General features: G+C 53.9%; 11 protein-coding genes and 2 tRNA genes. 1 reads left to right on the plus strand and 12 read right to left on the minus strand.

Annotation, left to right across the window (positions count from 1 at the left end):
* Positions 1-95: 95 nt before the first annotated feature.
* The 3 genes from C173_RS13395 to nrdR form a co-directional block, all read right to left on the minus strand.
* Positions 96-168: transfer RNA gene (locus C173_RS13395), tRNA-Lys, on the minus strand.
* Between the two features lie 9 nt (positions 169-177).
* A tRNA-Ala gene (locus tag C173_RS13400) sits at positions 178-253 on the minus strand.
* Positions 254-504: 251 nt separating this feature from the next.
* Positions 505-978 (minus strand): transcriptional regulator NrdR, encoded by a 474-nt coding sequence (gene nrdR, locus C173_RS13405; protein ID WP_036725557.1) that lies wholly within the window; start codon positions 976-978, stop codon positions 505-507.
* A gap of 165 nt (positions 979-1,143) precedes the next feature.
* On the opposite strand from nrdR, the gene C173_RS13410 reads away from it, so the two are divergent.
* Complete coding sequence (locus C173_RS13410) at positions 1,144-1,362, plus strand: alpha/beta-type small acid-soluble spore protein (protein WP_036695868.1); 219 nt, start codon at positions 1,144-1,146, stop codon at positions 1,360-1,362.
* A gap of 99 nt (positions 1,363-1,461) precedes the next feature.
* Here the strand turns inward: C173_RS13410 and C173_RS13415 are convergent, their stop codons facing one another.
* The 9 genes from C173_RS13415 to pnpS form a co-directional block, all read right to left on the minus strand.
* On the minus strand, positions 1,462-2,025 hold the full coding sequence (locus C173_RS13415; RefSeq protein WP_036725612.1) for a lytic transglycosylase domain-containing protein: 564 nt from the start codon (positions 2,023-2,025) through the stop codon (positions 1,462-1,464).
* Positions 2,025-2,621: a dephospho-CoA kinase gene (coaE, locus tag C173_RS13420; protein ID WP_036725559.1), complete on the minus strand. Its 597-nt coding sequence runs from the start codon at positions 2,619-2,621 to the stop codon at positions 2,025-2,027. The genes C173_RS13415 and coaE overlap by 1 nt, the downstream gene beginning before the upstream one ends.
* A gap of 9 nt (positions 2,622-2,630) precedes the next feature.
* Positions 2,631-3,380: a sporulation membrane protein YtaF gene (gene ytaF / locus C173_RS13425; protein WP_051478039.1), complete on the minus strand. Its 750-nt coding sequence runs from the start codon at positions 3,378-3,380 to the stop codon at positions 2,631-2,633.
* Between the two features lie 130 nt (positions 3,381-3,510).
* On the minus strand, positions 3,511-4,353 hold the full coding sequence (gene mutM / locus C173_RS13430) for a DNA-formamidopyrimidine glycosylase (RefSeq protein ID WP_036725615.1): 843 nt from the start codon (positions 4,351-4,353) through the stop codon (positions 3,511-3,513).
* Between the two features lie 51 nt (positions 4,354-4,404).
* Complete coding sequence (gene polA / locus C173_RS13435; RefSeq protein ID WP_036725562.1) at positions 4,405-7,077, minus strand: DNA polymerase I; 2,673 nt, start codon at positions 7,075-7,077, stop codon at positions 4,405-4,407.
* Between the two features lie 149 nt (positions 7,078-7,226).
* The gene (gene phoU, locus C173_RS13440; RefSeq protein WP_036725564.1) at positions 7,227-7,886 is read right to left on the minus strand and encodes a phosphate signaling complex protein PhoU; all 660 of its coding nucleotides are present in this window, start codon (positions 7,884-7,886) and stop codon (positions 7,227-7,229) included.
* A gap of 79 nt (positions 7,887-7,965) precedes the next feature.
* Entirely contained in the window at positions 7,966-8,721 is a 756-nt protein-coding gene (pstB, locus tag C173_RS13445) for a phosphate ABC transporter ATP-binding protein PstB (protein WP_036725565.1), read from the minus strand.
* A 160-nt stretch (positions 8,722-8,881) separates the two neighbouring features.
* The gene (locus C173_RS13450; protein ID WP_036725566.1) at positions 8,882-9,610 is read right to left on the minus strand and encodes a response regulator transcription factor; all 729 of its coding nucleotides are present in this window, start codon (positions 9,608-9,610) and stop codon (positions 8,882-8,884) included.
* 128 nt (positions 9,611-9,738) lie between these two features.
* A complete protein-coding gene (pnpS, locus tag C173_RS13455) occupies positions 9,739-11,532 on the minus strand; it encodes a two-component system histidine kinase PnpS (RefSeq protein WP_036725568.1) in 1,794 nt (597 codons plus the stop codon).
* Between the last annotated feature and the right edge of the window lie 454 nt (positions 11,533-11,986).

An 11,986-nucleotide genomic window follows, 5' to 3' on the forward strand; every position in this document is an offset into this window, starting at 1 on the left:
CGGGAATGGACCTCAAGCCCTTGCTGTTCCCCTACTTAATCACCCATATTCCATGAAACAGCAAAAGAACGGCATCTCTGCCGTTCTTCATGTGATGGACTCTCAGGGGCTCGAACCCTGGACAAATAGATTAAGAGTCTACTGCTCTACCAACTGAGCTAAGAGTCCGTATGAAATTGGTGGAGCCAAGGGGGATCGAACCCCTGACCTCATCGCTGCCAGCGATGCGCTCTCCCAGCTGAGCTATGGCCCCATATTTTTACAATTTTGCCAATTTAGAATTACATTATGTATTCTAAAATCTGATCTGAGCGAGAAGCTCAAGTCGCTTATTCATCAATGTGTTTCGTAGGCGACTTCTATATAATACAGAAATCTGCTTTCAGTGTCAACACTTTTCCGAAATTAATTTTGATACAAGACGCTCCACCCGGGAACTGACCTCTCAACCTCAAGGCCAGCCCCACTACCCCAATCGAATCCTTCACTTCTAAACGGCGAAGCTTACAGCCCGTCCAGCTCCTCAGTCTTGGACAGCAGTCCCTTCAGTTCCTTCATGAACATGTTAATGTCCTTGAACTGGCGGTACACGGACGCGAAGCGGACGTAGGCTACCTCGTCGACAGGGTAGAGCTGCTCCATGACCAGCTCGCCGATCTGGCGGCTCTCGATCTCGGCGAGAGCGATGCCGCGTAGGCTTTTCTCCACCTCAGATACGATGACCTCCAGGCGCTCTACAGGGACCGGACGCTTCTCGCAGGCGCGGATCAGGCCGCGGAGGATTTTGTCACGGCTGAACTCTTCACGGCTGCCGCCTTTTTTGATCACAATCAGGGGGGTCTCTTCAATCATCTCGAAGGTGGTGAAACGGCGGCTGCACAGTTCGCATTCCCGCCTGCGGCGAATGGACTTATTCTCGTTGGCAGGGCGCGAGTCCAGGACCTTGGTATTGGTGTGGTCGCAGTAAGGACATTTCATAAGCTTCTTCACTTCCTCATCATTAGAATGGTTAGGCCCCGTCCCTTGATACACAAGGGCTATGCGGGCATCATTTAATTTCCAGAAAACACCGTTTATTTGTTGTTATGAATCTGACATGTCCGGCACATAATACAGTTACCAACCGATAGGAGGTGAACAGCAATGAGCCAAAATAACAACTCCAATAACCTGGTAGCTCCAAACTCACGCGGTGCCTTGGAACAACTGAAATATGAAGTTGCCCAGGAACTAGGTATCACCCTCTCCCCAGACGGATACCAAGGCAATAAAACTTCTTACGAAAACGGTTCGATCGGTGGTTACATCACTAAACGTCTTGTAACCCTGGCTGAACAGCAACTGGCAGGTCAGTACAAATAATACCTGCCCACACGACATAAGCTTGCCTAAGAAGTATCGAACGGCCTCCGGCCGTTTGATGCTTCTTTTTACATAACAGCAGCAGAAGTAATAAGCACTCTAGAACTCACTGTAGAGCTCGGTATATTGATCATAATAATAAATTACACGCTGTACGTAGTGACGGGTCTCACCGAACGGAATGTCCTTCACAGAGGCTTCTGTTCCGTCCCATTGCCCTTCATCCAACCAGCTCTGCACCTTACCAGGTCCGGCATTATAGGCGGCTATGACCGCTATACGGTTGCCGTCGAACTGCTTGGACAGCGTAGACAAATACCAGGTGCCCAGTTCAATGTTGGAGGAGGGCTCTTCCTTCAGCCGCTCCAGCGACACGTCGGGGAGCTTGGCCTTTTCGAGCGCCCACTTGGCGGTATCCGGCATGAGCTGCATGAGCCCCAGTGCGCCTTTTTTGGATTCGCGGCCGGTCTTATAATTGGTCTCCACACGGATGATGGACGCCACCAGGAATGGGTCCATCTCATACGTCTGGCTGTGCTGGCGGATCTCTGCTTTATAATAAATGGGATAAAACCATGACATCCAGTTGGAGCCGAGAAACAAGATCGCGGTGAAGCCGATGAACAACAGCAGCAGGACTCTTTTTTTGCGCAGCCACTTCATCATATCAGACCCAGCCTGTCCCACAGACGGGCAACCTGAAGCTCGGCAGACTCAGGATCACCGCTATTGTCGATCACAAATGTCGCTTTCCTGCGCTTCAGTTCAATATCCATCTGGGACCTCAGCCGGTCCTCAGCCTGTTCCAGCTTCATTCCGCTGCGCTCCATGAGGCGGGCTAGCTGCACCCTCCTCGGAACATAGACCACAATAATCTGATCGAACAAGGAATCCAGCTCTGATTCGTAGAGCAGCGGAATGTCCACAATGACGAGCCGCTGCGGATTCTCTTGTTCAAGCGCATACATTCTGTCCTTAATCTCCCTGCGGATTGCCGGATGGGTCAGGTTATTCAGTGTCTTGAGCGCCTCCGGGTCCCGGAAGACAATCTCGCCAAGACCTGCCCGGTCCAGCGAACCGTCAGGCAGCAGAATGCGGTCTCCAAAAGCCTCCACCGCCGCCGCCAGCACCGGGTGCCCGGGGAGCATCACCTCTCTGGCGATGACATCGGCATCCACCAGTGCAGCTCCCTTGCGGACAAACAGTGCAGACACGGTGCTTTTTCCCGAAGCGATGCCTCCGGTTAAGCCTATAATCATGTACTCACCTCATAATAACTTCATTATACCCATTACAATTAATAATATCGCGGGCAGCGCAGCGGCATGCTTCATCCAGTAGCTGCCTGATAATCTCAGTCCTGTCTTCATTCCCATCAGCAAAAAGGTCCCGCTGAATACAGCGATCATCAGCGAGGTGGACCACGGGCTGAATCCGAGTAGTGCCGCACCGAGACCGGCACCGAAGGCATCCAGCGACAACGCGATCCCCAGGATCATAGCTTCCATGGAGGAGATGCTCCCCGAGGCATCCATATCAGCGGAAGACGGCGTGCGGAGAATCTGTATAACCACGCCCAGATGGCGAAGCTCCAGCGAGAATACAGCCGGCTTCAGCTCTGCCTCAGCACTCTGTGCGGCAGCAGCCGTCTCCCTCCTGATCTCCTGCCCGGGCGCAGCCTCTTCCTGCTCCTTCTCCTTCTGTGTCAGCATCTGGAACAGGGACCAGCAGCCCATTAAGACGAGAATAACCGCTCCGACACTAGAAGCGGCATTCGGGGAGACTACCTTTGCCAGCAGCACGCCGACCTGCATAGAACCATAAATGACGACCCCTGAACAGAGCGAGATAATGATAATGGAGAGCAGGGGAATTTTCATTTTACGCAGTCCATATGTAATGCCTACACCAAATCCATCCAGACTAAGCGCAAACGCAAGCAACAGCAGTGACAACAATGGGCTAAGCACCCGCAATCCCTCCCGTGAAGAACCGGAGCCGGAGCTCCGTTTCGCCATAATCAGCAATCTTCACACATTATATGGGCGGGACGGGCAGGAAGTGCCTGCCTTTATACATAACGGTTATAACTCAGATGTAACTAGCCTGGAAACGGGCTGTAAATGCGGCGCTGACTCTAAATAAATATTACAGAATCAGTACAGGTACCGGCTGGCAGCTGGGACAATAATGCGTTCCCCGTCCGCCGACCACACTCTTCTCAATCAGCGTGCCGCAGGTGGCACACGGCTGATCCTTGCGTCCGTAGATCTTGTGCTGATCCTGGTAGCTCCCGCTCTCCCCCTGGCCGTTGACATATGACTTCACGGAGGAGCCTCCGGCATTCACTGCTTCCGTCAGTGTTGCGACAATAGCATGATGCAGTCTGGCCAGCTGATCCTCCGAGAGGGACTTCGCGGTCTCCTCCGGGTGGATGCCTGCACGGTGCAGGGACTCATCTACATAAATATTGCCGATACCTACTATATATTCCTGATTGAGCAGCAGCGGCTTGATCTTGGTGCTCCGCTTAACGACAATCTCCTTGAACCGTTCCAGCGTTAAATCGGCATCCAGCGGCTCCTGCCCCAGCTTGTTCAGCGGCTTCAGCTGCAGATCCTCTCCCGGCTGGAATAGATGCATCGTCCCGAATTGGCGCACATCCGTATAACGCAGCTCCGTCCCATCTGTGAAATGGAAAATAACATGCGTATGCTTGTCCAGCAGCTCGCCCTCACGGTACACCCCGTAACGGCCCTCCATCCGCAGATGGGAGACCATCACCAGCCCGTCAAATACGAAACGCAGGAACTTGCCTCTGCGCTCAACCGTTACCACTGTATGGCCTGCCAGCATATGGGCAAAGGCCTGAATATCATCCGGGCGCTGAATGATCCGCGGCAGCCGGACGGTGACATGCTCTATCTGCTTGCCTGTAATTAACTCATTAAGTGTTCTTCTGACTGTTTCGACTTCCGGCAATTCCGGCATCATGGCTCACCTCCACTCCATTATACCGGATATCTGCCATGTGCGGGGAGCCTATTTCGCTTCGTACCAGTTGCTGCCATAACTTACCTCTGCCTTCAGCGGAACAGACAGCTGCAGCGCTCCGGCCATCACCTCGGGCAGCAGCTGCTTCATTTGCTCCAGCTCCTCCTCCGGCACCTCGAATACTAACTCATCGTGTACCTGGAGCAGCATCCGGCTCTTCAGGCCGCGCTCATGCAGCGCCTTGTCCATATGAACCATGGCCAGCTTGATAATATCCGCAGCGGTTCCCTGAATCGGCGTATTCATCGCCGTACGTTCTGCGAAGGACCGAAGATTGAAGTTCTTCGCATTGATCTCCGGCAGATAACGGCGCCGCTCCAGCAGCGTAGTCACATACCCCTGCTTACGGGCCTCGACTACGATATCATCCATGTAACGGCGCACACCTTGGAACACCTCGAAATACTGCTCAATGAACCGGGCCGCTTCCTTACGCGGAATGTTCAGGTTCTGAGACAGCCCGTAATCGCTGATGCCGTACACAATCCCGAAGTTAACTGCTTTGGCGGAGCGGCGCATGTTACTGTCCACACTCTCCGCAGGGACGCCGAATACGTCCATCGCAGTCTTGGTATGAATATCCATATCCTCGACAAAAGCTTCCTTCATCCGCTCATCACCTGAGATATGCGCCAGCACACGCAGCTCGATCTGCGAGTAATCCGCCGCCAGAATCGACCAGCCCGGCTCGGAGGGCACGAACACCTTACGGATCTTGCGGCCCTCTTCGAGCCGGATTGGAATGTTCTGCAGGTTCGGGAACTGGCTGCTGAGCCGGCCCGTGGCCGCAATCGTCTGCCGGTAAAAGGTGTGTACCTTGCCGGTCTCCGGCGAGATTTCCTTCATCAGGCCTTCCACATACGTGGATTGCAGCTTGGCAATGGTACGGTATTGCAGAATCAGGCGCACAGCGTCATGATAAAGCGCAAGCTTTTCCAGCACCTCGGCATCCGTCGAATACCCGGTCTTCGTCTTCTTCACGACCGGCAGACCGAGCTTCACGAACAGAACCTCGCCCAGCTGCTTCGGAGAATTAAGATTGAATTCGGTTCCGCAAGCGGAGTAGATCTCAGTGACCAGCCGGGAGATCTGGGCTTCAAATTCCCTGCCGAGCTGGACGAGATCATCCTTGTTAACAGCAATGCCCTGCTTCTCCATATCGGCGAGAATCCGCGACAGCGGCATCTCCAGGTCCTGGAACAGGCGGGTCATGTCCGTCTTGTCCAGCTCCTCCTGCTGCTTCTGCACAATGCCAAGCACGGTTGCACTCTTGCGGGCGACATGCTCACCGAGAATCTTAAGCTCAGGAATTCTATATTTGGCCCCTTTGCCGAAGACATCCTCATCCGGCGACAAGCGGGGCAGGCCGTATTTCGTGGTCAGGTCATTCAGATTCTGGCTGGCTTCGGTCGGGTCCAGCAGGTAGGCGGCAAGCTGAACATCGTTAGCGGCTCCGGCAAAAGCAATCCCCTGCCAATGCAGCGCCAGATCGGCACGGTGCAGATCATACCCGCTCTTCGGCGCCTGCTCGTCACCGAGCCAGTCCCGCAGGGGTGCTGCCGCCTTACTCTTCAGCAGGGCAAAAGGCACAAAATAATGCTGCTCCGGCGAAGACAGCCCCAGACCGATCACTTCGGCACGGTGCGGGTTCTCCCCGTTAGATTCCACATGTAGGGCGGAGATGCCCGGCAGTGCCTGAACCAGCTCGCTTATTCCGTCTTCGTCAACAATTGTAATATTAAGCTCTGCGGCTTCCACCACGGGGGAACCCGTCAGGCTACCGTCCGCCGCATGTGAATAGGCGCTCAGCGACAGGCGCTCCAGCAGCGAGCGGAATTCCAGCTTGGCGAGCGCAGGCCCAGCCGTGTCCGTGTTAATCCCGCTGAAGACCATATCCTCCCACGTATGCTCAAGCGGAACCTCGCGGTAGATCGTCGCCAACTTTTTGCTCATGACGGCGCTGTCCGCGTGCTCTTCCAGCTTCTCTTTCATCTTGCCCTTCAGCTCACCGGTTCCGGCCAGCACGCCCTCCACCGATCCGAACTGCTGGAGCAGCTTAAGCGCTGTCTTCTCCCCGACTCCCGGCACCCCGGGAATATTGTCGCTGGCATCGCCCATCAGCCCCTTCAGATCAATGATCTGCTCTGGGGTGAGATCATATTTGTCACGGATCTGCTTAGGTCCGTAAAGTTCCACTTCCGTAACTCCCTTGCGCACCAGCGCTATGGTGGTATGCTCGGAAGCCAGCTGCAGCATATCCTTATCCCCGGACACAATCATCACCTGACGGCCGGCGGCATCCGCTTCCCTGGAGATGGTGCCGATAATATCGTCAGCCTCGTAGCCTGCAATCTCGAATTGCGGAACCCCCAGACCCTTCAGCAGCTCCTTGAGCAGCGGGAACTGCTCGGACAGCTCCGGCGGGGTCTTCTGGCGCCCGCCTTTATACTCCTCATAGCCTTCATGCCGGAAGGTAATCTTCCCCGCGTCGAAGGCCACAATCATATGTGTCGGTTTATGCTCCTCCAGCAGACGCAGTAGCATCGTCGTGAAACCGTATACCGCATTCGTCTGCTGTCCCGCTGTATTCGTCAGCGGCGGCATGGCGAAGAACGCCCGGTAAATGATATTATTTCCATCAATGAGTATCAGCTTGTCCACACTAGCACCTCGCCTTTTTCTTGCTTTCTCCTTACATAGTAACATATGCTCCGCACCAAGACGAAATGGCTCTGCCACGAATCGCCGCTTTATGCCAAAATAAAAAACAAGCCCCCGGAATGAAGGCTTGCCTCTGGCAGTCTATACTGTTATTGGTTCAAATCCGGACGTTTACCTGTAACCAGATACACTACACTCTCGCCAATATTCGTGGCATGATCGGCAATCCGCTCAATGTAACGGCCAACCAGTGTGAGCAGCATCGCCTGATTCACTGTCTCAGGCTTCTGAACCATATAAGTGTACAGTTCGTTAATCATCGCGCTGTACAGACCATCGACCTGATCGTCATCCTGCGCCATTTTGTAGGCCAGATCCGTATTCTCGTCCAGATAAGACTGAATAGCCTCCGTGGTCATGATCGTAACAAGCTCAGCCATGCGCGGAATATCCACAAGCGGCTTAATCAGCTGCTGTCCCTGGATGCGCATCGTTACCTTGGCTACATCCAGTGCCAGATCGCCCATACGCTCCAGATCGCTGGAGATTTTGAAGGCTACAATAATGCGGCGCAGGTCCTTCGCCACCGGCTGCTGGGTGATGATCAGCCGTGAGCCGATCTCCATAATCCGGTCTTCCATGGCGTTCAGCCGCAGGTCCGCTTTGACAATCTCCTGCGCCCGTACCGTATCAAGGGTCTGCAGGGCCAATATCGCACCATCCAGGGCATCCGTTACATGCTCGCCCATCTGCTGCAGCAGGGTGCGCAGTTCTTCCAGATCTTTATCGAATTCTTTTCTGCGAATCATATCGAAAGTGCTCCTCCTCAAAAACATATGGTCATATCGGGTGAACGGAGTGAACCTGAGACTTACGAGTCAGCTATCCTTAGCCGAAGCGGCCAGAAATATAGTCTTCTGTGCGGGAATCCTTAGGGTTTGAGAACAGCAGCTCCGTGTCCGCAGCCTCCACAATAACACCGTTCAGGAAAAATACAGTGCGTCCCGATACCCGGGCGGCCTGATGCATATTATGCGTGACCATTACAATCGTATACTTATCCCGCAGCTCCTGGACCAGCTCCTCAATCTTGAGTGTGGACACCGGGTCCAGCGCTGAAGTCGCCTCATCCATCAGCAGAATATCCGGCTGTACGGCAAGGGCTCTGGCAATACAGAGACGCTGCTGCTGGCCTCCGGACAGACTTAAGGCCGACTTTTTGAGGAAATCCTTCACTTCCTCCCAGAGTGCAGACTGGCGCAGACTTTGCTCTACCAGGACATCCAGCTCGGCTTTGCTCTTCACACCGTGCAGACGCGGGCCATAAGCCACGTTATCATAGATCGACTTGGGAAAAGGATTGGGCTGCTGGAACACCATCCCCACCTGCTTGCGCAGACTCTCCACTTCAATCTCGTCGCTGTAGATGTTTTTGCCGCCGATATTCACTTTACCTTCAATACGTGTTCCAGGAATCATGTCGTTCATACGGTTAAGGGTACGCAGCAGTGTGGATTTCCCGCAGCCGGAGGGTCCGATAAACGCAGTCACCTGCTTCTCCGGAATCTGCAAATCCACCTTCTTCAGGGCATGGAATGACTCATAGTAGAGATCTAGCTTCTCTATGTCAATGATGGATTTCATTAGTTTCTGTTGTCTCCTTCTCATCATCTTCGTTCCCCATGATAAGCTTTCAGTGTAAATAGAGCTCCAGAGAATTGTTAACGCAGTGTAAAAATCCTTGTACAGTTAGACAATGCCGGAGGAGAAGATGCTTATCTTGTGAGAAAAGAACACCGTCATGTTAAATGACCGGTGTTCTCTTCTTGTTGACAACCAGCTTATAGCCCACGCCGCGGATGGAATCAATATGCACGGATTCAGGGTCAAGCTCCAGCTTCTTGCGCAGGGAGCTGACATGCACATCGACGGTACGCTGGCCTCCGATATAGTCGAAGCCCCAGACCGCATTCATCAGATCATCCCGTGTCAGGACAACGCCCGGCTTGCGGGCCAGATACAGCAGTACTTCAAATTCCTTCGGCCGCAGATTGATGCTCTGTCCGCCCAGCGAGACTTCATAACGCTCGGGGTAGATCTCCAGCTGTCCGAGAATAATCGTCGATGCAGACACCGCCGTCTCGGGCGGAGCTTCTTCGGCAATACCAGAGATCCGCCGCAGTACAGCGCTGACCCGCGCCAGCAGCTCGGATACGCCGAAGGGCTTCGTAATATAGTCATCCGCCCCGGACTTCAGCCCGCGGACGACATCCTCTTCCGCATTCTTGGCCGTCAGCACAATAACCGGTGTGCGGATGCCTTGCCCACGTAATTTATCCAGAATGTCAATGCCGTTCATGCCGGGCAGCATCAGATCCAGTACGATCAATTCAAAAGGTTCTCTAGTCGCACGGTCATATCCTGCCGTTCCATGATCCTCCACCGTCACCTCGTAGCCTTCCTGTGTCAAGTTGTACGACAGCAGCCGGGCCAGTGTCGGTTCGTCTTCAATGACAAGCAATCGTTGTGCCATAGGTTCCCCCGTCTTTTCATAGGTTATTAATTTTACAAAACTGCACACATGCACATCATAGCACCACAATGTTAACTTGGTGTAAAATCATAAATTTATTCTCTATTGATCCGTTATGATCCGCAGGGTTATAGATTCTCTTCCTGCAGCAGCGGCAGTTCAAGGATGAACGAGCTGCCGATGCCCAGATCGCTCTCAACGTTAATTGACCCGCGGTGCAGCTCGACCAGATGCTTCACGATGGATAGACCGAGGCCGGTTCCGCCGGAGCTTCTGGAGCGGGCTTTGTCCACCCGGTAAAAGCGTTCAAAGATCCGGGGCAGATCCTTGCGCGGAATCCCCATCCCCGTATCACTGACTGTAAAGCGTACGCTCTCGGTGCCATCCTTCTTCTGGATGCTCACTGCGGTGACTCTGACATTCCCCCCGTCCTGGGTGTAGTTGATCGCATTGGAGAGCAGATTCATGAAGATCTGGCGCAGCTTGTCTTCATCTCCCTCAATGAATAGCTCCGCAGGCACATCCGAGCTAAGTGTAATCTTCTTCTTCTCCGCTACCTTACTGAGCGTTTCCAGCACGGAGCCGAAGAATTCGATCAGATGAACCGGGGAGCATTCCAGCTGAACGCGTTTGGATTCGATTTTGGACAGCTCCAGGATGTCGCCGATCAGGCGGTTCAGCCTTTCATTCTCATCGTAAATAATCTGCAGGAACGAACGCGCCGTCTTCTCATCCGTAACGCCACCGCCGAGGAGGGTCTCGGCGAAGCCTTTTACCGCAGCGACAGGGGTCTTCAGCTCGTGGGAGACATTGGCGACGAATTCGCTGCGCATCTTCTCAAGCCGGCGGATCTCTGTAACCTCCTGAAGCAGGAACAGCATGCCCCGGGAACAGCCGTCCTGAATCATCGGCACCCCATCCAGACGCACAATCCGCTCCACGGGATTATAGATGCTGCGCTCCTCGTGAATAGGTTCACCTGCGGACACTCCATCATCAATCAGCCGGGTAAGCTCATAATGATGCTTAATCTCCTTATAGGAATGTCCGGTCATCTCGCTGTGCTTCACATCGAGCAGCCGTTCGGCGGCCCGGTTGAGCAGGGCAATCTCCCCTTCAGCGTTGATCATCACGATGCCGCCGGTCATATTGTCGAGTACACTTTGCAGCAGGTCCTCATTGTCGCGGATGGTCTTCAGCTGGGCCTGGAGACTGTCGGCCATCGCGTTGATGGCTGTAGCCAGCTGGCCGATCTCATCCTTGCGCTTCATGGGCACCCGGGCATCGTAATCAAGATCAGTAATCCGCCGCGCCACTCTGGTGATCTGCTCCAGCGGTGAGGTCATACTGGAAGCCACCTTGTAGCTCACCAAGGTTGCGGCAATGAACAGCAGCACCAGCCCCCCTGCCATGATCATCCACGCCCGGTTCAGTCCTTCGGATACGGTATCGAGCCCCATCGACAGCCGGATATACCCGTCAAAGCCCTGATCGGAGGACACGGAACCCGCCACATACATCATTTCACGGTCTAATGTATCGCTGTAACGGATCGCCCGGCCAATCCCTTCCTTCGCGGCCAGCAGCTCCTCTTCGCGGGTAGAGTGGTTGTCCATCTCACGCGGATTCTTCTCCGAGTCCCCAATGACCCGGCCTTGCTTCGTAATGAAGGTGACACGTGATCCGGTCAAGATGGATATCCTCTCTGCCTGTTCTGTATAGTAGTTCAGGGCATCCGGGCTGCTGGTATCCATGAATGAGAAGGTGCCGGAGAGCAGCTTTATTTCCCGGGACATGTTCTCTTCCAGCACGGAAATATGCGAATCCTTGAACAGCTGAGCCATGGTGATCCCGGCCCCGGTCATTGATATTCCTATCAGTGCCATAAGTATGATGGTAAGTCGAATGCGGAATGGTTTCATCTGCGGCGGTCCTCTTCCCTCGTGTTTATGTCCATGAGAACACTCTACCTGCATTTTCGGCAAAATACCAGTTCCGGCGGCGATTATCAACGTGGTGTAAATTTTACCTGATCGGTGAAAATCCGGACACAAAGGCGAACGCTACCGCTTCTCCGCGGGTCAGTCCGCCCGCTGCGCTGTTTAAGTGGTGGGAGATACAGGAAAACCCTGTAAACCTTAGACCCTTACACACATCCGTTACGCTCACCCTTGCTCCTATACAATGTATTCGGTTTTCCGCATACATTCGGCTCGCAGACCCCGCACGTGCACATTGTGTTCGGTTTTTCGAATACAATCGGCACGCATACCTCGCCGCTAAACATTGTGTTCGGTTTACCGCATACATTCGGCTCGCACACCTCACCACTGCGCATTGTATTCGGTTTTCCGCACACATTTAGCCCGCATACCC

It is taken from the genome of Paenibacillus sp. FSL R7-277 (assembly GCF_000517965.1).
GTDB lineage: Bacteria > Bacillota > Bacilli > Paenibacillales > Paenibacillaceae > Paenibacillus_AQ > Paenibacillus_AQ silagei.

Excerpts from the sequence above, each read along its gene's own strand:
- nrdR (WP_036725557.1), bottom strand. The coding sequence starts at position 978 with ATGAAATGTCCTTACTGCGACCACACCAATACCAAGGTCCTGGACTCG.
- C173_RS13410 (WP_036695868.1), top strand. The coding sequence starts at position 1,144 with ATGAGCCAAAATAACAACTCCAATAACCTGGTAGCTCCAAACTCACGC.
- C173_RS13415 (WP_036725612.1), bottom strand. The coding sequence starts at position 2,025 with ATGAAGTGGCTGCGCAAAAAAAGAGTCCTGCTGCTGTTGTTCATCGGC.
- coaE (WP_036725559.1), bottom strand. The coding sequence starts at position 2,621 with ATGATTATAGGCTTAACCGGAGGCATCGCTTCGGGAAAAAGCACCGTG.
- ytaF (WP_051478039.1), bottom strand. The coding sequence starts at position 3,380 with ATGGCGAAACGGAGCTCCGGCTCCGGTTCTTCACGGGAGGGATTGCGG.
- mutM (WP_036725615.1), bottom strand. The coding sequence starts at position 4,353 with ATGCCGGAATTGCCGGAAGTCGAAACAGTCAGAAGAACACTTAATGAG.
- phoU (WP_036725564.1), bottom strand. The coding sequence starts at position 7,886 with ATGATTCGCAGAAAAGAATTCGATAAAGATCTGGAAGAACTGCGCACC.
- pstB (WP_036725565.1), bottom strand. The coding sequence starts at position 8,721 with ATGAAATCCATCATTGACATAGAGAAGCTAGATCTCTACTATGAGTCA.
- C173_RS13450 (WP_036725566.1), bottom strand. The coding sequence starts at position 9,610 with ATGGCACAACGATTGCTTGTCATTGAAGACGAACCGACACTGGCCCGG.
- pnpS (WP_036725568.1), bottom strand. The coding sequence starts at position 11,532 with ATGAAACCATTCCGCATTCGACTTACCATCATACTTATGGCACTGATA.